The organism is Neobacillus sp. B4I6, assembly GCF_050434045.1.
In the GTDB taxonomy this organism is placed as follows: Bacteria; Bacillota; Bacilli; order Bacillales; family Cytobacillaceae; genus Neobacillus.
The window spans coordinates 2,365,585-2,390,942 of the sequence record NZ_JBNPWB010000002.1; the positions used below are offsets into that span (position 1 = coordinate 2,365,585).

Annotated in this window: 26 protein-coding genes and 1 pseudogene; 2 read left to right on the forward strand and 25 right to left on the reverse strand. The window is 42.1% G+C overall.

Annotated features, from left to right (window positions below):
- Positions 1-120 precede the first annotated feature (120 nt).
- The 5 genes from QF028_RS13670 to QF028_RS13690 all read right to left on the reverse strand — a co-directional run bounded on the left by QF028_RS13670 (position 121) and on the right by QF028_RS13690 (position 4,236).
- A complete protein-coding gene (locus QF028_RS13670; RefSeq protein WP_429472327.1) occupies positions 121-621 on the reverse strand; it encodes a EutP/PduV family microcompartment system protein in 501 nt (166 codons plus the stop codon).
- Between the two features lie 39 nt (positions 622-660).
- The gene (eutS, locus tag QF028_RS13675) at positions 661-1,002 is read right to left on the reverse strand and encodes an ethanolamine utilization microcompartment protein EutS (RefSeq protein WP_429466192.1); all 342 of its coding nucleotides are present in this window, start codon (positions 1,000-1,002) and stop codon (positions 661-663) included.
- Between the two features lie 105 nt (positions 1,003-1,107).
- Positions 1,108-1,680 carry an ANTAR domain-containing response regulator gene (locus QF028_RS13680; protein WP_026564955.1) on the reverse strand — a complete coding sequence of 191 codons (573 nt, stop codon included), beginning with the start codon at positions 1,678-1,680 and terminating at the stop codon, positions 1,108-1,110.
- A gap of 3 nt (positions 1,681-1,683) precedes the next feature.
- Positions 1,684-3,117, reverse strand: a complete 1,434-nt coding sequence (locus QF028_RS13685; RefSeq protein ID WP_429466194.1) for a histidine kinase N-terminal domain-containing protein — start codon at positions 3,115-3,117, stop codon at positions 1,684-1,686.
- Between the two features lie 288 nt (positions 3,118-3,405).
- A complete protein-coding gene (locus QF028_RS13690) occupies positions 3,406-4,236 on the reverse strand; it encodes a MerR family transcriptional regulator (RefSeq protein WP_429466196.1) in 831 nt (276 codons plus the stop codon).
- A gap of 121 nt (positions 4,237-4,357) precedes the next feature.
- On the opposite strand from QF028_RS13690, the gene norA reads away from it, so the two are divergent.
- The gene (gene norA / locus QF028_RS13695) at positions 4,358-5,560 is read left to right on the forward strand and encodes a multidrug efflux MFS transporter NorA (protein WP_429466198.1); all 1,203 of its coding nucleotides are present in this window, start codon (positions 4,358-4,360) and stop codon (positions 5,558-5,560) included.
- 190 nt (positions 5,561-5,750) lie between these two features.
- On the opposite strand, the gene QF028_RS13700 is transcribed toward norA, so the two are convergent.
- The gene (locus QF028_RS13700; protein WP_429466200.1) at positions 5,751-6,158 is read right to left on the reverse strand and encodes a hypothetical protein; all 408 of its coding nucleotides are present in this window, start codon (positions 6,156-6,158) and stop codon (positions 5,751-5,753) included.
- Positions 6,159-6,490: 332 nt separating this feature from the next.
- Here QF028_RS13700 and QF028_RS13705 point away from each other — a divergent pair, with 332 nt between their 5' ends.
- Positions 6,491-6,835, forward strand: a complete 345-nt coding sequence (locus QF028_RS13705; RefSeq protein WP_429466202.1) for a hypothetical protein — start codon at positions 6,491-6,493, stop codon at positions 6,833-6,835.
- A 393-nt stretch (positions 6,836-7,228) separates the two neighbouring features.
- On the opposite strand, the gene QF028_RS13710 is transcribed toward QF028_RS13705, so the two are convergent.
- The 19 genes and pseudogenes from QF028_RS13710 to QF028_RS13800 form a co-directional block, all read right to left on the reverse strand.
- Positions 7,229-7,396 carry a hypothetical protein gene (locus QF028_RS13710; RefSeq protein ID WP_214711685.1) on the reverse strand — a complete coding sequence of 56 codons (168 nt, stop codon included), beginning with the start codon at positions 7,394-7,396 and terminating at the stop codon, positions 7,229-7,231.
- Between the two features lie 306 nt (positions 7,397-7,702).
- Positions 7,703-8,980, reverse strand: a complete 1,278-nt coding sequence (locus QF028_RS13715) for a M20 family metallo-hydrolase (protein WP_429466204.1) — start codon at positions 8,978-8,980, stop codon at positions 7,703-7,705.
- A 151-nt stretch (positions 8,981-9,131) separates the two neighbouring features.
- Positions 9,132-10,328 carry a M20 metallopeptidase family protein gene (locus QF028_RS13720; protein ID WP_429466206.1) on the reverse strand — a complete coding sequence of 399 codons (1,197 nt, stop codon included), beginning with the start codon at positions 10,326-10,328 and terminating at the stop codon, positions 9,132-9,134.
- A gap of 401 nt (positions 10,329-10,729) precedes the next feature.
- Positions 10,730-11,569: a methyltransferase domain-containing protein gene (locus tag QF028_RS13725; RefSeq protein ID WP_429466208.1), complete on the reverse strand. Its 840-nt coding sequence runs from the start codon at positions 11,567-11,569 to the stop codon at positions 10,730-10,732.
- 189 nt (positions 11,570-11,758) lie between these two features.
- Positions 11,759-12,559 (reverse strand): sodium:proton antiporter, encoded by an 801-nt coding sequence (locus tag QF028_RS13730; RefSeq protein ID WP_429466210.1) that lies wholly within the window; start codon positions 12,557-12,559, stop codon positions 11,759-11,761.
- A 117-nt stretch (positions 12,560-12,676) separates the two neighbouring features.
- A pseudogene (locus tag QF028_RS13735) lies at positions 12,677-12,895 on the reverse strand (nitroreductase family protein); the annotation flags it as partial.
- A 36-nt stretch (positions 12,896-12,931) separates the two neighbouring features.
- A complete protein-coding gene (locus QF028_RS13740) occupies positions 12,932-13,807 on the reverse strand; it encodes a kinase (protein WP_429466212.1) in 876 nt (291 codons plus the stop codon).
- Between the two features lie 120 nt (positions 13,808-13,927).
- The gene (cobO, locus tag QF028_RS13745) at positions 13,928-14,485 is read right to left on the reverse strand and encodes a cob(I)yrinic acid a,c-diamide adenosyltransferase (protein WP_429466214.1); all 558 of its coding nucleotides are present in this window, start codon (positions 14,483-14,485) and stop codon (positions 13,928-13,930) included.
- Positions 14,486-14,500: 15 nt separating this feature from the next.
- The gene (locus tag QF028_RS13750; protein ID WP_335573761.1) at positions 14,501-15,070 is read right to left on the reverse strand and encodes a nitroreductase family protein; all 570 of its coding nucleotides are present in this window, start codon (positions 15,068-15,070) and stop codon (positions 14,501-14,503) included.
- 1 nt (position 15,071) lies between these two features.
- Positions 15,072-15,857 carry a uroporphyrinogen-III C-methyltransferase gene (gene cobA / locus QF028_RS13755; RefSeq protein ID WP_429466216.1) on the reverse strand — a complete coding sequence of 262 codons (786 nt, stop codon included), beginning with the start codon at positions 15,855-15,857 and terminating at the stop codon, positions 15,072-15,074.
- Between the two features lie 20 nt (positions 15,858-15,877).
- Entirely contained in the window at positions 15,878-16,918 is a 1,041-nt protein-coding gene (gene cobT, locus QF028_RS13760) for a nicotinate-nucleotide--dimethylbenzimidazole phosphoribosyltransferase (protein ID WP_429466218.1), read from the reverse strand.
- On the reverse strand, positions 16,915-18,432 hold the full coding sequence (locus tag QF028_RS13765; RefSeq protein ID WP_429466220.1) for a cobyric acid synthase: 1,518 nt from the start codon (positions 18,430-18,432) through the stop codon (positions 16,915-16,917). Before QF028_RS13765 ends, cobT begins: the two co-directional genes overlap by 4 nt.
- Positions 18,425-19,795: a cobyrinate a,c-diamide synthase gene (locus tag QF028_RS13770; RefSeq protein WP_429466222.1), complete on the reverse strand. Its 1,371-nt coding sequence runs from the start codon at positions 19,793-19,795 to the stop codon at positions 18,425-18,427. Before QF028_RS13770 ends, QF028_RS13765 begins: the two co-directional genes overlap by 8 nt.
- 18 nt (positions 19,796-19,813) lie before the next feature.
- Positions 19,814-20,935: a cobalt-precorrin 5A hydrolase gene (locus QF028_RS13775; protein WP_429466224.1), complete on the reverse strand. Its 1,122-nt coding sequence runs from the start codon at positions 20,933-20,935 to the stop codon at positions 19,814-19,816.
- On the reverse strand, positions 20,935-21,708 hold the full coding sequence (cobM, locus tag QF028_RS13780; protein WP_214711766.1) for a precorrin-4 C(11)-methyltransferase: 774 nt from the start codon (positions 21,706-21,708) through the stop codon (positions 20,935-20,937). Before cobM ends, QF028_RS13775 begins: the two co-directional genes overlap by 1 nt.
- The gene (cobI, locus tag QF028_RS13785) at positions 21,705-22,406 is read right to left on the reverse strand and encodes a precorrin-2 C(20)-methyltransferase (protein WP_168243619.1); all 702 of its coding nucleotides are present in this window, start codon (positions 22,404-22,406) and stop codon (positions 21,705-21,707) included. The genes cobM and cobI overlap by 4 nt, the downstream gene beginning before the upstream one ends.
- A 2-nt stretch (positions 22,407-22,408) precedes the next feature.
- Positions 22,409-23,599 carry a precorrin-6y C5,15-methyltransferase (decarboxylating) subunit CbiE gene (gene cbiE, locus QF028_RS13790; protein ID WP_429472329.1) on the reverse strand — a complete coding sequence of 397 codons (1,191 nt, stop codon included), beginning with the start codon at positions 23,597-23,599 and terminating at the stop codon, positions 22,409-22,411.
- A 1-nt stretch (position 23,600) separates the two neighbouring features.
- Positions 23,601-24,704: a cobalt-precorrin-5B (C(1))-methyltransferase gene (locus QF028_RS13795; protein WP_429466226.1), complete on the reverse strand. Its 1,104-nt coding sequence runs from the start codon at positions 24,702-24,704 to the stop codon at positions 23,601-23,603.
- A 3-nt stretch (positions 24,705-24,707) separates the two neighbouring features.
- Positions 24,708-25,355: a precorrin-8X methylmutase gene (locus QF028_RS13800; protein ID WP_168243617.1), complete on the reverse strand. Its 648-nt coding sequence runs from the start codon at positions 25,353-25,355 to the stop codon at positions 24,708-24,710.
- Between the last annotated feature and the right edge of the window lie 3 nt (positions 25,356-25,358).

Genomic DNA, 25,358 nt, shown 5'->3' on the forward strand with positions numbered 1-25,358 from the left:
ACAAAAAGCGCCCCTTGTAAACTATCCCAAATTAGATAGTTTAAAAGAGGCGCCATTGCCATTAAATTCATTTGTTATTCATAATATAAATTATTTTCTGGATATTGTAAAGGCTTTCATTTAAAAAATTACAAATGGGGATGGATTTCCTTCAAGATACTTCTTCATTTCCTGTGTCGAACGGTGGTTTACCAGATTCCGGATCTCCTCTATTCCTTCATTTTTTAGGGAAGAGGTAATGACAATCGGACCTTTGGTTACGATTACCTTTTTTAACAAAGAAATGGCTAGTTCAACGTCAGCCTGGTCTGAATCACTTTTTGTGACCACCCCAATGGGGATTTTATTGATTCCGCTGCTGAATCCTGGCGGGAAAATCATTTTCTTCTTGGTCGCATCCTGTAAATACAGGACATGTGTCACTTCTAATGCCGTTGCCATGATATTTTTATAGTAGAACGGGTTTTCACAATATTCTCCTGGGGTATCAACAATCCAATCATAGTAATTCAGCGACTGCGTTTTGACAGCAGGCACGTCCCGGTCAAGCAATGCATTTGTTAACGTCGATTTTCCGGCCCCAATGGAACCGATCAGCATGGCTCGGTTCTTTTTCGTCATCATATTTCCTCCTTTCTTGAAAAATTCTATTTTCTGATTCTATGACTTCGTGATCTCCGCCGGGGTATATTTCAGCGTATCCTGCAAAAAACGGTTGATTTCCTGCATCGCCATTTCCACCTCTGAAACATTGCCGACAATCACAAGACTTCCGGTAAAGCGATCCAAAAATCCTAACTTGACATTAGCCGATTTGGTGGCTAAATCTCCGGCAATAATCACCGTCTCACTTGGGGTCAGCGTCAAAATCCCTAATGCCCCAGCCTCCTGGATCCCCAGTTTTTCAATCATATCCGGGTCCGGATTGGCAATAATATGGCTTAAAGTTACCTGTTTCCCTGGGACAAACTCCTGTATAAACCTCTTTTTCTCTTCGTTCACGACAAACCCGCCTCTCAAATTAATAAAAAAAAAAGCCTAATAGACTTTATTTTTATAAAAAATAAAACCTACTAAGCACCTTTGCTTCATCTATTCACTTGTAAACTAACTTGGGTACTTCAAAATAATGTACTTTGCCACTTTTTCCAATGGCATTTGTTTTTTCATGCTAAGGTCTCTAATCTTATTGTAAGCCGTTTCCTCCGGTAAATTCAATTGTTTCATTAAAATTCCTTTTGCTTTTTCAACAATCTTTCGGTTTTTCAGTTCCCGATTCATTTCTTCTACTTTTTCTTTATAAAGAATAGCATTTTCTGCCTGCTTCAAAGCAATTTCAACCGCAGGAATCAAGTTAGCCTCCGAAATCGGCTTTACAAGATACCCTAAAATATTTGCCTTCTTCGCTTTTTCTATATATTCCTTTTGACTATAGGCCGTTAACAGCAAAATCGGGATATTGAATTTGTTGGAAATAATCTCACTGGCCTTTAAACCGTTCAGCTTCGGCATTTTAATATCCATAATCATTAAGTCAGGCTTAAGGCTGTAAGCCAATTCAATTGCTTTCTCGCCATCAGCTGCTTCAGCCACAACATCATAGCCAGCATCCTTTAACATGAGGGAAACATCCAATCGGACGATGGACTCATCTTCAACAACGATAATTCGCTTTTTCATTCCTTAATCCTCCCTCGCAAAGGGAAATTCGACGGTTACTTCCGTTCCTTCACTTGTTCCTTCAATGGAAAAATGGCCCGATAAATCATGTTCTATCATCATTTTAACAATATCAAGCCCTAATGATGGCTTCATAGAAGGAGTATAGCCAATTCCATTATCTTTTACAAGGACTCTTACTGCAGAAGCCTCTTCCTGGATGACTACATTAATTTGGCCCTCTGTCATCTCCGCAAATGCATGCTTCACACAATTTTGAATTAATTCATTTATAACAAGAGCAACGGAAACAGCTAGATTCGAATTAATAAGGATCTTTGGGCCGGAATAGTCGATCGAAATCAATTTTCCTTCATGATCTTCACTAAAGACCAGCATATTCCCAATTTTTTCGATTAAACTAACAATCTCTACATCATCCTGATTTTCAGAATTGGATAAGATGATTTCATAGACAGAGGCAATACTTAAAATTCGGTTGAGGCTTTCGATAAAATAAAACTTGCCTTCTTCGGGGACCCCTCTTCGCATCTGCAGCCGAAGAAGACTCGCTACCGTTTGCAAGTTATTTTTTACACGATGATGGATTTCCCGGATGGCCACAGACTTTACGGTAAGCTCCCTCTCCTTTTGGCGCAGCTCTGTTAAGTCACGAAAAATGATAAACGATCCGCTATTTTTCTCATGCTGCACAAGAGCAATTTTTTTCATTTGAAAGACTTTATTTTGAATGATGATTTCTTGGACCACAAGTTCATCCGGCAGCCTGCAAATTTCTGCAAGGTTAGGAAAATAGGAAGTAAAAAGATTGCCGCTTTTACATTCCTCCGAACACATTTCTAAAACAAGATTCATCGCAGCAGGATTCGAATATTGAATCTGAAAATCCTCGTCAATAATGAATAGAGATTCCTCAATCACATCTGGGATAAAAGGGCGATTTTCAGCCATTCCCAGTAAGAGTTCGCTAAGCGTCTCATTCGCTTCTGTTAGCGCTTTCAGTTTATTTTGATTTAGGAGCTTATCACTGTTGTCTTTCTCCATGATCAACGTGCCAATCACTCGGTTATGAATTCCAACAATCGGAACAACGCTTTGTTCGACTTTTTTCCCTTCCTGGGTTAAGGCATGATTGAGAAAAAGCGGCTTACCCGTCCGAAACGCATAAAAAACTGCAGGCTCAAACGTTTCGTAGGCAAACTTTCCGACCACCGGATTTTTATAGACAGAATTGGCCGTTGCAGGTGCTGCTTCTGCCACCACAATAGCATGCTTTTTTTCACTTGTTTGGCAATCTACAAACACATTTGCTTGATTTAAATCGGCAATTAATTGCAGGTTTTGAACCACTTCTTGGATCTTTTGTATGTCTTGTTCCGATAGGTCTGTGTGAAGCTGACATAGAGTTACTACGGTGTTCATCTCAGTTTTAAACATGTCATAGCCCCAATCTTTTATCTTTAAATATATAAAAATATTTTATATATCATTTATCATAGTGTCAATCTTCTGTTTTTTACAAAAAATGATTCAACGTGCCCGGTATTAATTGTTAAATAAAGTTATTAACTTGTCAGTTATCGTTTTATCTAAATTTCACATCGAATAAAGACTTCCCTTTCCTTGTCCTCTTTTCTTCCTACAATAGCTGGTCGATTTGACCAATAATAATAGCTTGGATTAAATTTCCCAAGCTTGTCTAAACAAGAATTATTGAAGAATTAACTATCCTATTGGATAGACTTGTATCATAATTTTGGTGACGTAATGTTCCTTATGATTCATTACAACTGTATCGTAAATATACTCTTCAAAAACATAATCACCTAAGGTTAAATTTAAACGTTCCATTTCTGAAAAAAGTCGCTTATACGTTTCATTAATTGTTTTCTCATCCCCAACATGATAGCCAATCAGAAAATCACCCTTTACAGCTTGAAAATACGGATATCCTACCTTTGGATTCGGTTGCTCAATATATAAATAACTATAATTAGAGAATTCCCCCTTTATTACTTGTTCTCGTTTTGTTATACCACCTATTGGATATCCTGAATCAAGTTGAGAAACGTTTAATTCATTAATAAAATCTGAAATGACCTCTACAAATTCTTCATCCGTTATATTTTCGATGTTTCTACTTAAATAAAGTGTTGCTTCTGGTAATTGTTCAAGCGTAATTCGTTGAAAATCAAGGTGTGACGCTTCTTCCATTAAGGCGATTTTTGCCTTGATCATTTTTTCCTTCCTATCAATCTCCTGACGCTTTTTCACAATCTCTTCTTTTTTTTGATACATTAACGATAAAAAACTTTCAGGAGATTTATTCTCCATGTATTGTTGAATATCGTTCAGCGGCATATCAAGTTCTTTTAATAAATCAATAACAAAGAATAGCTCTATTTGGCGAATTGAATAATAACGGTAACCTTTTTCATTTTTCAACACCGGAGACAAAAGCCCAATTTGATCGTAATAAAAAAGTGTCTGTTTGTTTACTTTGCAAAGCTTTGCAAATTCACCAGTGGTTAAATATTTTTCATTTTTTTTATTCATTTTTTACAACACCACCCTTGACTATATAGTAACTATATACACTAGGATGGAAATTGTAAACAACTGATAAATTCCCTAAGTTTGTTTGCAATATTAGTTTTGTTTGAGGAGAATGTAAAAGATGAAGACTCATAAAGTCACTTTAGGTTTATTATTAATGAATTTATTCATTGCATTTTTGGGAATTGGTCTCATCATTCCAGTCTTACCTACGCTGATGAATGAATTAGGGATAACTGGGAAAACAGTGGGTTATTTAACGGCAGCTTTTGCTATCGCTCAATTGATTGTTTCACCATTTGCTGGGAAAGCAGTAGATAAATTCGGCAGGAAAATTATGATTGTCATTGGCTTATTTATTTTCGGCATTTCAGAATTATTATTTGGGATCGGAAAAGGAATCGAAATGCTAATTATTTCCCGTATTTTGGGTGGAATTAGTGCTGCATTCATCATGCCAGCTGTTACAGCTTTTATTGCTGATATTACAGATTTGGATACTCGCCCAAAGGCACTGGGTTATATGTCAGCTGCCATTAGTACAGGATTTATTATTGGTCCAGGCATTGGTGGATTTTTAGCGGAATTTGGAACACGTATACCATTCTTCTTTGCAGGAGCACTTGGTACCATTGCGTCTATCCTTTCTATTATTTTATTATCTGAGCCGAATCGTAAAGAAGATTATAATGAACAAATATCAAATGATAAGTTTGGCTTTAAGCGTATTATTTCCCCAAAATATTTTCTTGCGTTTATTTTAATTTTTATCGCCTCATTTGGTTTAGCAGCTTTTGAATCGTTCTTTAGTCTATTTGTGGACCATAAATTTCAATTTAAACCATCCGATATAGCCATTGTTATCACAGGTGGTGCAATTTTTGGCGCAGTTTCACAGGTCATATTATTTGATCGGCTTACACGAATTTGGGGTGAAATTAAACTGCTTCGATATTGCTTAATTTTATCAGCCTTACTTGTCTTTTTAATGACTGTTGTTCATTCATATTTCTCTATTTTACTTGTTACATTTATTGTTTTCGTAGGATTCGATTTATTCCGACCAGCAGTAACGTCATACCTTTCAAATATCGCCGGGAACGAACAAGGTTTCGTGGGTGGAATGAACTCCATGTTTACAAGTTTAGCGAACATTAGTGGACCAATTCTAGGGGGTATATTATTTGATATAGATATTAACTACCCTTACTACTTTGCAACTGTGATACTTTCTCTGGGAATCGTGATTACATTGTTCTGGAAGAAGCAAGCAAGTGATTCTTCCATCAAGGTGAAGGCTAGTGTAGCTAATCATTCAAATTGAAGTAAAGACGAAAATCATGAAACAGTTCTTAAATGACCCTAAAAGAATGCTTCATCATCTTCTAGAATAATAAGTAGAGTTTTAAATGGCTTAAAAACAAAAGGAAGCACACATTCTACGTGTGCTTCCTTTTGTACTATATGACACCCTTGTCTGTCATCGCCCTTTTTTATGCTTATCATCATCCCAACTAAATACAATTCGCGTCTACTACCTGTCCAGATACCGACATAAGTTCATTTATGTTAACCCACCCACCAATATTTTGAGATTGGTCAACACCTTCTATGGTAAAAGACAGGCTAATATTGTTGGGAAGTGACAAAGTGGATCTTTTTCCAATGCATTTTTGTGCTTTTTGCAAAGAATCTACCCTTACACCTTCACACGAAATTGAATACCTTTGCATCGCTACATAAATTAATATTCCCCTTAAAGGATCATAGGTCCTTATAAAACCTTCGACAGTTGTTCCATCTCGAAAAGATAATCTGATCCACCGCTTTTGTTGATAACAAGCAAGAATTTTTTGAACTAGTCCTTGTCTGTAGTCATAGTAATATGGATAGATAGACTGGTAAGGATCATTTGGATACAATGCAGCCTCCCCCCTTTCTTTAATCAGTCAATCTTTTCATGTATATGAGGAAAAAAAGGGGGTGGTGCTTGGCATCACCTGGTGTGTATAAGAATTGCCAATAGTGATGACAGTTCGCTGGTTTTTATAAAAAACAAAAGGAAGCACACGTTCTATGTGCTTCCTTTTATACGATGGTTGAATGTTTTAGATTACATTGTCCTGGTAGTGTTAACTATAACAGTACCAGACTCGAATTCTTCACCTCACCTCTAAAATACCCCGCTATCATATGAAGGAAATGACTGGTTATACTAAAGAGGACGAATTGACTCAGAAAGGGGGAAAACGCTGTGACACGGAACCTGGTAGCCTTTTTTCTGTTTGCCGTCCTCTCTTTCGCCGGCGGTCTCCAGACAGACGGCCAAGCCCCGCCCGACCCCATCCAGATGGGGATGGAAGAGGGCTATTATGAGGGAATCCGTTCGGGGCTAGAAGACCGACATAATTTCCGGATTTCCCGTGCCTGGCAGCAAATGCCACAATCCCGGCTGTTCATGGAAAACAAGAAGGAAATCGTCCTGCCCCTCATGAAAGTAGGGCTTCTCAAGCAGGTGTATCTCTCTTTTTCTTCCGGGAAGAAATTCTACTCATACCTTCATGCCCACCCGGAATTGACGGCGGAACAGGCGGCCTGACGGATACTCTGGCAGAGGTTTGTAAGGGCGTACGAAAGAAGCTTCCGGAAAGGCTATGAGAGATCCCTCACGGCCCCACCTGAAGAGGCGGCAAACTATACGGCCTTTTTGAAGGCGAAAAACAGATAAGGGGAAAACAAAAAGGGCAATCTCATACTGAGGACATAAATTCTGCATCAAAATAAAACTCAAAATCATTGCTATAACGATGATCCATTTTAGGAATTTCCAAGAATATAAAAGGACATTGGAAGTAATAACAAACGACCTGTTGGGTCGCTTTAAATCGTAATCACGCTATTTCATTTTGTAGTTGACTAAGTTCTAATAAATCCAGGTTGGCGGGGCTGCGTGGGAATCGAGCCCACCAGACCTGGGGGGCCACTTTACGTGCTAATCACGTCTAAATGATTTATCAGCTGTAATATCGTTAAATGGCAGAATCAGTTTTTTCACCTTATCAAGGCTCATCGAATCTATTTCCTGTACTAATCGTGGAATGGACTGCTCTGGATAACCGTAATCACGAAGTAATTTTTCCTTTTCTTCATTATGTACCATGTATTGACACCTCCAAAATCTTTTTAGAATTAAACTTTGATATAGTTACCAAATAAAGTGACTGTATATCCAATTTGCCAATAATGATACAAGACCGAATGCAATATTCATCATTGATCTATGTACTCCTCCACCTAATTAATACTTTTTGCCACTTTCTTATAAATATTCCTTATGTCTCTTATATCTGGGATTTTATTATCTAGTTGAACCTTTAAGAATACCCAACTACAGTATGATGAATAATTCCTTTTACATATAAGGAAGTAAAGGTTCACTTTTTCTCTCAATTTAGTGATTCATCATTTATAAAAGTTTTAACGTTGTCCTGAATAGTACCTCGCACCCAAGGGCAACATCTTCAAAAGAACTCCACTCATCTGGATGATGACTTATGCCATTGCGGCTCCTCACAAAAATCATTCCAATATCTGTAAGTTCCCCAAACACCATTGCATCATGAGCAGCCCCGCTTGGTAATTCATAAACAGGATACTGTAATTCTTGCAGAGAATCTTTTACTGCTTTCATCACGATTGGTGAGCTCATCACAGAAGATAGGGATTGAACCTGCCTAATTTCACACCCTAAACCACGGTTTGCGGCAATGGTCCGAATGGAATGATAGATTTTAGTAACCGTATTTTCACGCCGTTCATTAGATATATCCCGAACATCAAGTGTAAAATCCACTCTCCCAGGAATGACATTACTACTGCCAGGTTTTACTTCCAATTTTCCTACTGTCGCAACACTTCCGGTATTGTCCAGTGCTATTTTCTCAATGGCTACTATACATTCTGCTGCAGCTGTTAAAGCATCTTTTCTCTCTTTCATCCAGGTCGTTCCTGCATGCCCCGCTTCACCCATGATGGTTACATCCGCCCATTCTCCACCAGAGATCCCCGTAACTATTCCAACAGCTAAATCTTTATTTTCTAACACTTTTCCCTGCTCAATATGTACTTCAATATAAGCTTTTACGCCATTTTTACCTAACTGAGCTTGTTCTAAAAGGTCTGGATTAATCTGATTAAAATATTCCCCTTCTAGACTGGCTTGCTTCATGGCCTCCAGATAGGAGATCCCATCTTTATCTGTTGCTGAAGCTAAATTTTTCTTTAATTTCATCGAACCTTCTATCCCAACCAAAGTGGTACTACCTACAAAAGCATAATCAAAACGAGCCCCTTCCTCATCTGTTAAGGATACAACCTTTATCGTTCTTTCAGGTTGAATGCCTTTTTCTTTCAACGTACAAAGCACCTCAACACCCATTAGAACACCCATGGCTCCATCGAAACGCCCGCCAGAATTTACTGTATCAAGATGAGAACCAATAAGAATGGCAGGTAATTCGGGATTTTTACCGATTATTTGCCCAAAGATATTCCCAGCTGCGTCCATATAAGGGGATAAATCAGCTTCTTCCAGTAGTTTCAGAAAAAATTTTCGTGCTTCGATATCATTTTGATCAAATGATGTTCGAGTGACCCCGCCATTGTCTTCTTCCCCTATTTTTCCAAGGGCCATTAATTGGTTCCAAAGACGGTTTCCATTAATCGTTAAATTTAAACTCTCCATGAAATTTGCTTCCATAGGATAAAATTCTCCCTTCATTTGAATGTCCAGTATAGAGAAAATCCTGCTGTTTCCTTCCGAAAAAAAGCAGGATTCCTAATCTTTATGTTTTTATTGGCGAGGAAAATGAGATAGTTCTGCCAAAGTTAAAGGTTTATCTCTCCAATAATTTAAGCACCGATTGAACCATTAATTTAACTCCAATTTTAATGGCATCTTCATCTACCATAAATTTCGGGTGATGCCACCCATATATAATCCCTTTTTCTTGATTCCCTGAACCAAGCCACACATAGCAGCCAGGTACTTCTTTTTGGTAAAAAGAAAAGTCCTCACCACCCATGGTTGGTTCTGCCCGTATCGTATTTTCTTTCCCAACTATTGTCTCAGCTGCTGACTGAACAATTTCTGCCACCTTGGCATCATTATAGACAGCAGGCAGAAGAAACTCATACTGAATCTCTACTTCCCCACCATGTGCTGCCACGGTATTTGTTACAAGTTTTGTAAATACCTCATATATTTTCTTTCTCACTTGTTCGTTGGAAGTTCTGACCGTTCCTTTGAGAATAGCCTTATCCGGAATGACATTATTTGTCATCCCTGCTTGGAAGGAACCAATGGTGACAACTGCAGATTCCTTAGATGAAATCGTACGGCTGACCAATGTTTGCAGCTGACTCACAACTGCACTGCCAATTACGATCGGATCAATGGTTTTCTCTGGAAGCGCAGCATGTCCGCCTTTACCTTTAATGGTTAGGGTAAAGTCATCTACACTTGCCATTAAAAATCCTTCCTTCACACCTATCTGACCAATTGGAAGTTCGGGAACATTATGAAGACCGATAATTGAACTTATCCCTTCCAATAATCCTTGCTGGATCATAGATTCTGCCCCACCTTCAAATTCTTCAGCTGGCTGGAACAAAATCCGAACATTTCCAGGGACTAGATCCTTCATTTCTTCTAAAATAATCGCTGCCCCAAGTGCAATCGTTGTATGAACATCATGGCCGCACATATGACTTACACCATCAATTTTTGAACGAAATGGAACATCTGCTTCTTCTTGAATGGGGAGAGCATCAATATCCGCTCGTATTGCAACCGTTGGTCCCTGTTCGATTCCCTTTACTTCTGCAGCGGTCCCAGTAGCTAAGCTAAGTGGTATTTGTTGAATCCCAAATTCATGTAACCATCCGTTTATTTTTTCGGTTGTTTTAAATTCTTGTTTACTAATTTCAGGATACATATGAAGATTCCTTCTTATTTCAACTAATTTAGGAAACCATTGTTCTACTTTATCATGAATAATTGAGGTTATTTCTACCTTTGAATCTTTAAACATGAGGGCTCCTCCTTTCTAATATGTCCTAAAAATTCCTTTGTGCGATCATGCCTAAGAAGCTGAATTCCTTTTTTCTTTGTTTCAGCTTTGGTCATTTTTTTCAATTAAATAGGTGCTTCCGCATCTCACTTAATCTCTTTACTTATTTATCGAAGTAAAGTGTTTTATTATGTAATTCATTGTAATTTTATGCATAAAAAAATACAATACCCTCTAGAAATATCCGATTAATGAAATTCTTTCAATTATTATGAATTTATGAAATTTTAATAAGAAAAAACAAAAGACCTCTCTATTATTAAATAGAGAGGTCTTCATCACCACTTATGGAATCCTCTCTTATTTGTCAAAGCAATATGCTTTGCAGGAATTAGCACCTTTTAATTTTGTGGCTTCCATTTTCATATATTCGTTGGATTCCAATACATTAAAGCAGCATGAAACGGATATACGTACTCATATGTACCGTCTTTTTCTAACACATATTTATTAATAACGGTCCCCACTTCATGACCATTATAGTGCTCATTCAAAATCTTGGTGGTATTATCGCGAATCAATTGCTCATAGGAAGAATAGCTTTTCCTGCTTTGCAATTTTACGATTTTACAGTTTGCCAGAATTCCAAGCTGGTATAGTGCATTCAAGATATGAATATAATCTCGGCGTCTTAAATTGATTTTATATCCCATTTGATATAGTTCCATGTAGTGAGGCTTTTCTGGACCTGTTGTCATTCCTGCAATTACTAGACGGTTTGCTGACTCATTCATTTTTAACAATGCGTTTCCTATATCATACATACGGTAGTAACAATTGAATCCAAACACCACATCATATTTCGCTCCTTGTTTTTCACTTTCCCATTTATCGTGAATCAATTGCAAATTACAGACACCTCTAGTAGCAGCCTGGGACTTTAAAAATTGCACAATACTTTTTGAACTGTCTATACATGTGAGCTTACGAACTTTATCAGCTATTGCAAAGGTATAGTTCCCCCATCCAGGGCCGATTTCCAATACATGATCATCACTATGTAAAAGAGGAAGAAGTTCCTCTTTTACAATTTGTGCATATGAATCTAGTTTATGCCTTATCTTTCTCTCCAGCATTGATGACCAGAAGGCTTCTTCAGCCTGATCATCTTCTAATCGCTTCGGTATAGTTCCATTATGATCAATCATAGATTCTTTCCATAACTCAATGTAATCATAATCTTTTTCTATTCCAGTCTTCATTCATGCCTCTCCCTGAACTATAAAATTCAAATATTTTTAAAAAAAGAATTATTTGTTTCCATATAACTGCTTGTGAGCAACTATAACAGCAAAAAAAGATTGTAGATTCTTAATTTACCTAATTTTACGGACGATTATTATAGAGGATAAAAGAGCTCTGACACTATAAAATTGTCAGAGCTTTTATAATTAATTCGTAGTATTTATTTCATAATTCTGTTTCTTAGAGTAAACGCTTATAAAGATAAAAGATGCGACTAAAAAAATGAAAAGAATGACTCCCACGATTTCGAAATCTAGTTCTGCCCAAGGGTTAAAGAAAGTAAATGCCAGATAGAAGGAAACCCCGTATGCCAAGACGACAATCACCCAACCCATTAGTCTTGACGCAGCTTGACCGATTTTGCTGGACTGGTTCACCATTTTATAGACAATCATCGAATCAATTGTATCTGTAATCATCATGCCAAACATAAAAACTAGCCCTAAAAATAAAGGGGTATATTCACTTGCATTTCCTGCCGCCAAAGACCAGACGGCGGTTTGACTTACTGTCTCGGCAGCCAAGGCAAACAAAGCCCCTACTAAGATAATAAGAAAAGGATTTGTAGTCCCCTTCGCAATTTTTGGAATAAACTTTCCCTTTAGTCCGCTAAGTTGAAACTCTTCGTGATTGTTTCTAGTGCGTAACAGATTATACGTATTTAACGTTCCAATAAGGAATAAAGAAATAATCGACACCCATGATGCAAAATTATTAAAATAAGCTGGGAATGAAAAATTCTCTATCACCATTCCTAAAATACCTGCTGTTAATGCTACCATTCCTCCGTGACCCAATGAAAATAATGTCCCGACCCAACGTGCAAACGAATTGCCCATTCTCCAATTATAACGGGTTTGTCCATCAATAAAGGCAAGATGATCAGCATCCAACCCATGCCGAAGCCCCAATACAAAAACAAGTAAAAACAGTGATACAGTTTCCATTTAAAAATTCCTCCCTTTTAAAAACAGTTGCAACATAAAAAATCAATCCTAAACCTTTGACAGTTCTAAAAATTTCTTTTTACGTTCATCCTCTTAGTGGATGGCCAATGCTTTTCATTCCTTTTCTGCCGCCCAGGCCAACCGTTCTTTTATTTCGTCTGAAGAAACCATTATAAAATTCCAGGGCTGCATAAATCCTACGGAAGGCGCATGATGGGCCGCTTAAAGAACACGTTGAATCACCTCAGGACTTACCGGATCGGGGAGAAAAGTGCGGACATCTCTCCTTTTATAAATGACATCATAAATCACTTCTCGTTCCTCTTGACTAAACAAGTTAACCCCCTTTTGAAATCAAACTTTGCGAGTCTTTCAAATTATGATCTTTTCCTTGCTTTCATAATGAAATAAATTTATAGGAACACCCTTGAAAGCGAGTGACATTTCCCTAAATAAGTGTGAAACCACCTCATCACCGTTTGGAAGATTTCCATCTAGTAAAATTCCCGCGACCGTTCCACTGTGGGCGACAACGATTCCGCCCTGATAGCGATGGGCCAGCTGATCTAATAGAGGAAAAACAGGCTTTGGCAATATTTTTTGATTCACCCGTGCACTGAGGGTTGCTGCCTCCCCAATATAAGTTAAATTTTTCTCCTTAAACCCTTTTGTAACCAGATCATACGCTTTCATAAATTGCTGTTGATCGTTCTGGCTGTACTCTTTCGGAACTTTATTAAATTCAATTGTGTTGATCATACCCCCAAGGTCGATACCAACGAGGATGAATGGGGGTAAGGCCCCAAAGCTTTCAATCAACTGACCGTGAATATAGTCATAGACCACGACTTCCTCATACATTACCCCATCGGTAGGTTCCACTTTTGCGGCAATCATCGAGATCATTTCATTTGTGAGCGGAAGACTATAGCTGTCAGCAATTGCTCTTAATGTAGCAACAATATCTGCTGAACTGCTGGCCAGACCTTTACCAACTGGGATATTCGAGCGTATCTCGAGATCCCCGCCGCCCTTTACCCCAAACAGTTGGAATAACCATTCCCCTGCTCTTTGAGCTTTTACTTTTGAGTCTGCCACTCTTATTCCGTTAACGATTGGATCTGGAGTAAACCTAGCCTCACTTCTTAAACTCGATATCGGCAGGGTGATTAAATAAGGGCGATCACCCATGATTCCTTGGACCAATTCTCCAAATGTTCCATTGCAGCTTCCTTTTCCTAGTTTCATATAATTAGACTCCCAAGGCTTTAAAATCGGATTAGCTCACTTTCCGGGGACATTGGCTCATTTTGAAACTTTCGGGCCGTCAGTAAATCGAGCCATGTCCTAATTTTTCAATGTAGACCATTAAAACTCAATTCCCTTCACGGCAGGAATTCCTTCATTATAATAGTGCTTAACGGGCCTCATTTCGGTTACTAAATCAGCGCAAGTGATGATCTCCTCTTTGGCAGAGCGTCCGGTAATGACCAGATGCATCCCCTTGGGGCGCTGCTGAATCAACTCTAGTACTTCTGTCAACGGAAGGACATCGTCAATCGGGAATTTATCAATCGCGAGCGCATTATTCAGTTCATCTAAAATGACAACATCGTAGCCGCCAAACAGTACCTTTTCTTTCGTTAACGCCCACGCTGTTTTTAGGGCTCCCCGATGTTCCTCTGGTGTCTTCGTCCACGTAAAGCCGACTCCTGTCTGTACGATTTCAATCCCCAATTTCTCGAACGTAATTTTTTCTCCGTACGTTCGATCAGGCGATTTAATAAATTGAATCATGAGTACCTGTTTTCCCCGGCCTGCGGCACGAACGGCGAGCCCAAGGGCTGCCGTCGTTTTCCCTTTTCCATCACCGGTATAAACTAATGTAAGACCGCGCTTTGCTTTGTTTTCTGTTACCTCTTCCATCCGCTTCACTCCTTGTTACAGCCAGACTGTTTTTTCTTCAAAGGATGTCCGAGCCGGCACTTTCGCCTTTTTTAATACTTCTGGATCGGGATAACCGATAAACAAATTGCCAATAATTTTCTTGTTTTCGGGTGAACCAATAAACTCAACCATTCGTTGGTCGCGAACAAGTCCGACGCCCCTTGTCCGCCAAACCAGCCCTAATCCCAATTCTTTGGCGGCAAGCCACATCGAATGGATCGCACAGCATACGGCATATTCATTATCGGCAGAGGCCTCTTCATCACCTGGAACGATGTCAGCTGTAACGACAATATGGACCGGTGTGGTTTTCAGCACTTTTAAGGAGCTTTCGATTAAATTTGGTTTGGTTGGAAAGCGTTCCTGTAAATACTCATTGGCCAACGCCTCATAGCGTTTTTTTGCTTCGCCTTTAATCACATAAAAGCTCCATGGTTCCCGCATCCGGTCATTCGGTGCCCATGTCGCTGCTTCTAATAAGCTGTGAATCTTTTCATCTTCGACCTCTCGCGCCGCATAATCACGGATTGCTCTTCGATTTTTGATTTCCGCTATAATCGACATCTTAGTCCCTCCCAATTCCTACTTCTTGTTTTTCTTCTGCTTCTTGAAACCAGCGTAATTTCTCGCGCAGGCCGACCACATCACCCACGAGAACAATCGCCGGATGAGTAATCCCGGCTTCAAGGGCCCGGACTTCGATATCTTTTAAACTTCCGGTCACCGTCTTCTGCTTGGCCGTCGTCCCCCATTGGATAATGGCGGCTTTCGTATCAGGGCTTTTTCCGTTCTCGATTAATCTCGAAACTATATAGGGTAAATTCCCAATTCCCATATAAAAGGCAATCGTATCGATTCCTTGAGCGAGTGCTGGCCAATTTAATTGATCCTCATCCTTTTCCGCTCGGCTGTGGCCAGTGACAATCGCGAAAGAGGATGCATAATCGCGGTGGGTCACCGGAATTCCGGCATACGCAGGCGCTGCAATACCAGCTGTAATTCCGGGCACCATTTCATAGCGGATCCCATGTTTGGCGAGAATTTCCGCTTCTTCACCGACACGGCCGAAAATGCAGGGATCGCCTCCTTTTAATCTGGTGACAATCTTGCCCTGCCCCGCTTTTTCAATTAACAGCTCGTGAATTTGATCTTGAATGACCTGATGTCTTCCTGGCTGTTTGCCGCAAAAAATCAGCTCTGCCTCCGCCTTTGCATATTTCAGCAGTTCCTCATTTACTAAGCGGTCATATAAAATCACATCCGCCTCTTGGATACACTCCATCCCATAAACCGTGATCAGCTTAGGGTCTCCTGGACCAGCACCAACGAGATACACTTTTCCATTTGTCATCTTCTCGCTCCTTTCCTACGCTACTCATTTGATATTCCGGCTGATGCAAAGGTGGCCATTTCTTTCAGCATTAAGGTCGCTGATTGTAAGATAGGAAAGGCCACTGCTGCCCCGCTACCTTCGCCTAGCCGCAAATCTAAATCAAGTAGTGGCTTCTTGCCTAATAACTGCAGCGCAATTTCATGTCCAGGCTCGACGGAACGATGGCCGACCATCATATAATCCGCTGCTGTCTCACAGATTTCCCTTGCCAAAAGAGCTGCTATCGTGCAGATAAATCCATCTACCAATATCGGGATCCGGTTCCGAGCGGCGGAGAGCATTGCACCGGTCATACCGGCTATTTCCAAACCGCCAATTTTAGCTAGGATATCGATTGGATCCTTCCGGTCAGGGTTTCTTTCCTTTAGTGCCCGTGTGATGACCTCTTGCTTATGACGAATTTTTTCTTGCGCAATCCCTGTTCCTCGGCCGACAAGAGCACTGATGTCCTTCCCGCTTAGAACCGCTGCGATCGCACTGCTTGGCGTCGTATTGCCGATTCCCATTTCACCAACAATTAAGCATTTGATTCCCTGTTGAATCATCTGTTCCGCCCGTTCATAGCCAACGGCGATGGCCTGTTCGGCCTCTTCTCTTGTCATGGCATCCTGCTGGCAAAAATTATTCGTTCCATAGCGAATTTTCCGATTCACAAACCCATCTGCCTCTATATCTGCTGCTACACCAATATCGACGACTTCAAATTTGGCTCCGATTTGCCGGCTAAAGACATTGATGGCCGCACCGCTGTTTAAAAAGTTCATGACCATTTGCACGGTTACTTCCTGCGGAAAAGCGGACACCCCTTCTTCAACCACGCCATGATCAGCGGCAAACACGATTACACCAGGCGGTGACACGACTGGAAAGGCTTCAGATGTCATTTCCGCCAGTTGAATCGCTAATTCCTCTAATCTCCCCAAACTGCCCGGAGGTTTGGTTAACGTATCGATATACTTACGAACTTGCTGCCCCATTTCTCTATCGAGAGGCTGGATGGCTGTTTTTACCCTATTCATTGGGTGATCCCCCTTTTCTGGTAATCCTTCATTAATTGTTCAATGACATCGAGTTTTACATGATCCCTAACATGTTCTGCCAGCCGGTCAAACGCTTCTTCCCTCAATTGGTTAAAAGATGGGCGGTTGTGGATGGGCTCCAACCCCTTTTGGCGGCGGATCTGATTAAGCAATTCCTCGCGAAATTCATCATTATGAAATATCCCATGAAAATAAGTGCCAATGATGGTTTCGTCTGAAGAATGACAGCCATCCCATTTTTCATTCGTAAAAATAAGCCCTTGGGACGCTCCTGTCGTCAAGGTTTCACCCATATGAATCTCGTAACCTGTCACATGAAAATTTTTTCCGAAAAGATGCAACATCCCATTTGATAGGATCGTCGTCTTTTCTTTCGTAATGGTCGTTTCAATTGGCAGTAACTGAAGGCCATCGATTGCTTGATGGAGCGACTCGATCGCTAACGGATCCTCAATTTTATCACCGAGCATTTGATAGCCGCCGCAGATCCCGAAAAGAACGGTGTGTTTCTTTTTCTGTAATTCTGCTATTTTTTGAGCGATACCGCTCTTTCTTAAAAACAGCAAATCTTCAATTGTATTCTTGCTGCCTGGGAGAATTACTAAATCTGGGTCGTGTAATTGATCCGCTCTCGTTATAAAACGGACATGACAATCGGGCTCGGCAAAAAACGGGTCGATATCGGTGAAATTGGAGATTTTCGGATACTGGATCACTGCGATATCCAATTCTTTTTCGGTATTTTGAGTGGAGGTATATTGATTTAAAATCACGGAATCCTCGGCATCAATATTTAGATTCTCCAAGTAAGGAATCACGCCGAGAACGGGTTTACCTGAATACTCCTCAAACCACGTTAATCCGGATTCCAGCAGGCGGATATCGCCGCGGAATTTATTGATAATCACGCCTATCACTCGGTCGCGGTCGGCTGGTTCCATCAGTTGAAGAGTTCCTACTAAACTAGCAAACACTCCGCCTTTTTCGATATCCCCAATCAAGATCACAGGGGCATCCGCCATTTTGGCGACCCGCATATTGACCATCTCCCGGTCATTCAGATTAATCTCGGCCGGACTGCCTGCCCCTTCAATGACAATCCGTTCATAATTTTGGGACAGGGTGGAGAGTGATTGTTGAATCAGCGTCAATCCCGTTTGAAAGAATTCCCGGCGGTACCTTCCTGCTTCCATATTATTGTATGGTTTACCATGGACGACAATTTGGGATTGGTTATCCCGGTTCGGCTTTAGTAGAATCGGGTTCATATCGGTGGTTGCCTGAATCCCTGCGGCTTCGGCCTGAACTCCCTGGGCTCTTCCGATTTCTCTTCCGTCCACGGTGATATAGGAATTTAACGCCATATTTTGTGATTTAAACGGAACCGTTTTATATCCGTCCTGGGCGAATATCCGACAAAAGGCTGTCACGACGACACTTTTGCCGACATCCGAATTGGTGCCTTGAAACATAAGTGGAAGTGCTTTAGCCATTTTCTTTGAACTCCTTACATTTCTTCACCCAATTTTCCACAAGCTCGGGGCATGAGCCAAAATGAAAATGGGTATAACCTGCAATTAAATTCCCTTTCCGATAGCCCTCCTGCTTAAAACCGCGCATTCCTTTCGTTTGGTAGGCCGCTTCAAAATCCGTTCTTGGATGAAAGGTAGAGTAGTGAAATTCATGGCCTCTTGCACTCAGATTTCCCGCTAACAAGAAATTTTCCCCATCTGCTGTGATTTCACGGTATCCCAAGGCTACAAGTTTTGGCTGCATTTTTACCTTTCCGGGAATGATCCCGACCATTTCATAACTCGTTTCATCCGTTGTTTCCAACGATTCGGTTAGGTACATAAACCCGCCGCATTCTGCCAAGGTTGGCAGTCCTTTTTCAATGGCCGATCGAATCGAGTCCTTTACATCTGTCTGTTTGGTCAGCTCCTCGGCAAATTCCTCTGGGAACCCGCCGCCGATATACAAGCCATCGACTTGTTCCGGCAGGCATTCACCCTTTAATGGAGAGAACTCGATCAGCTCGGCTCCGGCGGCTGCTAACATGTCGAGGTTTTCCTGATAGTAAAAATTAAAAGCGGCATCTCGTGCGATGGCAATTTTTACAGTTGCCTGCTCTGCTCTCTTAAACTGGGATTCTTTTACCTTTAAGGGGGAAGCTTTCGCCAGCTCATATAAAGAATCTACATCGACGGTTTCAAGCACTAAATCACCAAGCTGCTCAAAAAATGGATCCAATTCTCCCCGTTCAACAGAGGGAATCAACCCTAAATGCCGTTCTGGAATCGAAAGTTCCTCGTTTCTTTTCAAATAGCCAAGGACGGGAATACCGCATTCTTGCTCAATCGCGGTTTGGACGATTTTAAAATGTCCTTCGCTGCCCACCCGATTGGCGATCACCCCGACAATATTGGCTTCCTTCAGAAACGTTTGAAATCCCTTCACAATGGCCGCTGCACTCCGGGCCATGCTGGCACAATTCACGACCAAAATGACCGGACTTTCGGTGATGAGACTGATTTCAGCTGTCGAGCCCGTATTATTAAGAGGATTTTTCCCATCAAAGAATCCCATTACCCCCTCAATAACGGAAATATCCGCTCCAACACTTGCACGGTTGACAATCTCTTTGACCATCTCGTTGTTGAGCATCCAGCTGTCAATGTTTCTTGAAGTTCTTCCTGTGACCGCCGTATGATAGGTCGGGTCAATATAATCTGGACCACATTTAAAGCCCTGGACGGTATAACCTTTTTTCTTTAAAGCAGACATCAGCCCAATGGTCAGAGTCGTTTTCCCGACACCGCTGCCTGTTCCTGCAATCACAAGTCTGCGATTTGACATCTTCTTTTCCCTCCTCCATCAATGGGGAATAACCGCTACTGATATGGTGACATTACCTGATTTCTTCTTCATTAGCGCTAACTGTTCCGCACCGCTGTACAATAAGGCGGCCGGCTCACTGACACCATACGAGCCGGTATATTTAAAAACCGTTTCAGAAGGGTTCTGAAGTTCAATGGCATTTAATTCAGCTGGTGTGTAATAAATAAACTCCCAGCGGTTTTTATTCACCACTTCGAGCAGTCCCGCTTCATCCTTTTTTAGATCAATCGTGCAAACCGCTTTGACACTTTTTTTCGAAAACCCTAATTCCTCAAGCGTTTCGTCGATCACTGCTTCGATTTCAGCACGAGTGGTCCCGCGGTTGCAGCCCATTCCAAGGACAATCACCTTTGGTCGATATAAAACACCATTATGTAAAATCTCCGTTTCGTCCTCGGATAAATTCCGATGGGTTACTACTAGGGCTGCATCCGGCTTTGCGGCCAGCGCTTCTTGGATTGATGAATACGGCTGAATATTTCCCGGGAGCGGGCGGCCATATGGCCACCAACCTTTTTCACCTGACTCCTGAACCACGGCGATTTTTTCTTCGTTCACAACCGAAGCGCTAACGGGCGTCAGCTTTTCAGCCGAGTCCCAAATCCAGCCAAACCGTTTTCCGAACAAATCAACCGCAATCGTTTCCTGTACATCTGAAGCGGTGGTAATAATGGGACGGGCCTGTAGGGCGGCCGCCACTTCTTTCGTTAGTTCATTGGCACCGCCGATATGGCCTGACAGTACGCTGATCACATGTTCACCCTTATCGTCGATAACGACAACAGCAGGATCTGTTTTTTTATCCTTTAAAATAGGCGCAATCATTCGGACCACGGCTCCAAGGGAAATGATGATGATCAGCCCCTTATAGGCCTCGAAAAGAGAGGGCAGAAGAAGGCGAACGCTTCCGGTGAATAACTGGATATCCTTGTTCCGCTCATCTCCTTTTTCAAACTTCGCCATATAGTACACATCGGCATGTTGAAAAGAATGTCCCAGCTTGCGGGCCAGTTCGACCCCATGCTTTGTAATCGCAACAACGGCATAGTCACCCTTCTGCTGAATGACCGCCTTTTGCGCTTCCTGAAGCTCGATCATTACGAGTCCACCCCCCGGCGGAATCCATGTGTAAATGTTTTGTCATACAGCTTGGAACGGTAATCTTGTTCGTGAATGTTTTCATCTAGCGCCCAGCCGGCTAAGATCATCGCCTGTTTACGAATCCCATTCGTCCTCATATCTTCGTCCAAGCGTTCCAGTGTGGTCCGGACAATTTTTTGATCCGGCCACGAGGCTTTATAAACGACCGCAACTGGGGTATCCTTGCTCCAGCCAGCCCCGGTCAATTCCTTGACAAGCTTTTTCGTTAACGTCGCACTTAAGAAAAGCGCAATCGTGCAATGATGTTTGGCTAAATCCGCCAGCTTTTCAAATTCTGGCACAGGTGTCCTGCCTTCAGCTCTTGTCAGGATTACGGTTTGCGTTAAATCAGGAATCGTCAGCTCGGCTTGTGCGGCCGCGGCAGCTGCAAACACAGAGCTCACACCCGGAACAATCTCTACTTCGATTCCTTTCTTCCTTAACAAGACGATTTGTTCCATAATTGCCCCATAGACAGCCGGATCGCCCGTGTGGACACGAACGACCTTTTTCCCTTGCTGGATTCGGTCAGCCATGACGTCAACCATTTCTTCTAAATGCATCCCGGCGGTTTTCAATATTTCGGCAGAAGGTTTTGCTTTAGCAATTAGGTCTTCGTTTACAAGAGAATCCGCATAAAGAACGACATCTGCCTCCTGAAGATGCTGAAGACCTTTTACCGTGATTAAATCAGGATCGCCTGGTCCGGCACCAATGATATAAAGCTTCATTTTCTCACCACCATTAATGTTAAGTATTCAAGCTCCGCTCCTTCGAGCTCATCTGCCCGCCAAATAATCTCCTCATCCGATGTTACCTTTGTGACGACTGAAGCCTTGTCAAGTAAATCTAAATCACGTAATACTTCAAGCATTAAATCAATGACTTTCGCCACTTTTATAAAAATGACACAATCATTGTCTTGAATGACTTTTTTCATGGTTTCATAGTCATCCCGTGCTGGAACAATCGCCACATGCTCATCCCCATCTGCCAATGGAATTCCCAGCCTAGAAGCCGCCCCATTGATTGATGAGATCCCCGGAACGACTTCAATCGGAACCTGCGGATACTTTTCCTGCATCAAACGCATCATATGAATAAACGTGCTGTATAAAAGAGGATCCCCTTCAGTAACAAAAGCGACATCCTTTCCCTCCTGCAGCTTCTCCCACACATTTTCCACGGTTTCCGTCCATTTTCTTTCCAATGTGGCTGGATCCTTTGTCATCGGAAAGACAAGGCCCAGCATTTCTTTTTCGTTCGGCTGAAAATAGACATCAATGATTCGATGGGCATAACTTTTGCTGCCCTTTTGTTTTTTCGGATAGGCAATCACTGGTGATTCCTTTAATTTACGAAACGCCTTAACGGTAATGAGCTCTGGATCCCCCGGGCCAACCCCAAGGCCGTATAATGTACCTAACATGTTTACTCCCCTTCCTTGCGCCATGCTTCTATTATGTAAATCGGATTTAATGCATCAAATCTTGTCAGATTCAAAATGGGCTTACTTCTGGATATTTGTGCAAGAGTAATGTTCGTCTCATATCCCCGTTCTTTAAACGCAAGCATCGCTTCGGAAAGATTTTCAATCGTGACGGCATTTAAGACAATGCGTCCACACGCTTTCAAGCGGCTGCAGCAAATATCCAAAATGTCTTCCATCCCGCCTGCCGTCCCGCCAATAAAAACCGCATCCGGATCTGGGAAGGTATCTAATCCCTCTGGTGCTTTCCCATGAAGAAGTGTTGCATCCACACGAAACTTAGCTAAATTTTGCTTACAGTTTTCCAGGTCGCCCTCGTTCTTTTCGATGGCAAACACTTGTCCTTCCCTGGCAATTTTCGCTGCCTCAATCGCAACAGAACCTGTGCATGTGCCAATATCCCAAACCGTACTGTCATCCATTAACCTTAGGGCACTAATGCTTAGTGTGCGAATTTCCTTTTTGGTAATTAAGCCTTTATCCGGTTTGCGCTGAAAAAACTCCGCATCGTCAATGCCGATCGGCCAATGCGGGCTTTCCCCCTTTTTCTTGAGAATCACCACATTGAGCGGTGAAAACTCTTCATCCTTCATTTCAGCAAGGGTAAACCAGCGGCATCGTTCCTTGTCACTGCCAAGGTTCTCTCCCACAAACGTCTCATATTCAGTCATGCCAAAGGAAAGCAAATACTGAGCGATTTTATTTGGAGAATTTTCCGTGTCGGTTAAGATTGCGACCGTTTTTTTTCCATCCACACGCTGTGCCAGCCCTTTTATACTCCTGCCGTGAACGCTGGTAAAATAAGCATCCTGCCATCTTTCTTTCATTCTGGCAAAAGCAAGCTGGATCGAACTTAAATATGGATAAATATCCAAATCGATTTTAGAAGATAAATAGCTTCCAATTCCATAGAACAACGGGTCTCCAGAAGCTAGAATCACTACGTTTCTCGTCTCCGACTGCAACTGTTCGACGAGTGAAGAAAGCCCGCCTTCAATTGCCATTTTTTCGCCGGCGAATTCAGGAAAAAAAGAAAGCTGTCTCTTTCCTCCTATTAATAGTTCACTTTCATAAATCCATTTTTCGTACATCGGGAGCAGGCTCACTTTGCCTTCATCCCCAATGCCGATCATTTTAATTGATGCCACTCTTACACACCGCCTTTCCTAACAATTCCCCCTTCATGGTATAAAGGGTCGTATCTATATCGATCCCGCCATCGACTTCCTTTAACGCAGCAAGGCAGCAATGGTCGCTTAGCATTTCGAAAAAGGAAAGATGGCCCTGTGCTGTCATCATATCGCCAACCTGTGATGCCGTATTGGCCGTTCGAATTTGCTCAACCAGAGCGGCATCAGCACCGGTACGGCTTGCCACCTCCGCTAAAAAATCAAAATCTACCGGGGCGCTTTTCGAGTGAACCATCATGATCCCCATTGCCACCTTTGAGAATTTCCCCATCATGCCGACCATCGACACTCTTTTTACCCCTTGCTTCTTGCATTGTTTAAGGGTAAACCCGACAAAGTCACCCATTTCGATAAAAGCTTCCTCAGACAGCTCGGGGAATTGCTTCATGGCATTTTTCTCGCTCCGCCCGCCTGTTGTAATGACAACGTGCTCGCAGCCACTGGCCCGGGCAACACTAATAGCCTGGATGATGCTGGCCTTATAGGCCGCTGTGGAAAAAGGAACGACAATCCCTCGGGTACCGAGGATAGAAATCCCGCCAATGATTCCTAAGCGTCCATTGAGTGTTTTTTTGGCGATTTCTTCACCGGCTGGTACGGAAATGACGATCTTAATCCCTCTCGTAATCCCGAATTCTTTTAAAACCCCTTCTGCTGTCTCACGGATCATCCTGCGGGGAACAGGGTTAATTGCGGCTTCACCAACAGGAACGGGCAAGCCGTCCTTTGTGACCCGGCCAACCCCAATTCCCCCGTCAAGGACGATACCTGGTTCATCGATCCATGACACGGTGGAAACGATTAAGGCCCTGTGGGTGGCATCCGGGTCATCCCCCGCGTCTTTAATCGTACTTGCGGTAGCCGTTTGTTCCGTCACCTCACAGCTTTCTATCTGAAAGGTTGCAAACCGCTTGACGGGCAAGTAAATGGTCGATTCTGTTTGCGGCTCACCGGTTATTAATGCCGTTAGCGCCGCTTTTGTTGTCGCCGTTGCACAGGCCCCTGTCGTATATCCTTCCCGCAGCTTTCCTTTTGGTACTTCCTGCATGGGTTATCCCCGTTCAGCCATAATGGAAATGGCGTTTAATGCAGCAACAGTCACGGTACTGCCGCCTTTCCTGCCAATATTGGTGATGAATGGGATATCGAGCTTGGCTAATTCTTCTTTTGACTCAGCGGCGGAAACAAACCCAACTGGCAGACCAATGACAAGACCTGGTTTCGTTTCTCCTTCTTTAATCAGGCGGATGAGTTCGAGTAAGGCGGTTGGGGCGTTCCCGATGGCAAAAATGCCGCCGTCCGCTTCTTTGATCGCTTTTCGCATCGAAATAATTGCCCGTGTGGTATTTAACCGTTTGGCTTCTTGTACCACATCCGGGTCAGAAATATAGACCTTGATTTCTCCGCCGAATTTTTGAATTCGCGCTTTATTAGCCCCGCTTTGAATCATTTGAACATCGGCAACTACCATTTTCCCGCTCCGAATCGCCCGAATACCGGACTGAATAGCGTCAGGATGGAAGAGGACGCTTTTCCCGAGTTCAAAATCAGCGGATGCATGGATGATGCGCTGGACAATCGGATATTGCTCCTCGGTAAATGGGTGCTCCCCAATTTCTTCATTAATCATTTCAAAACTTCTGCCTTCGATCTGTTCCGGTTGGACGGTTAACGGTTTAAATTCGGTACGAAAATCCATTTC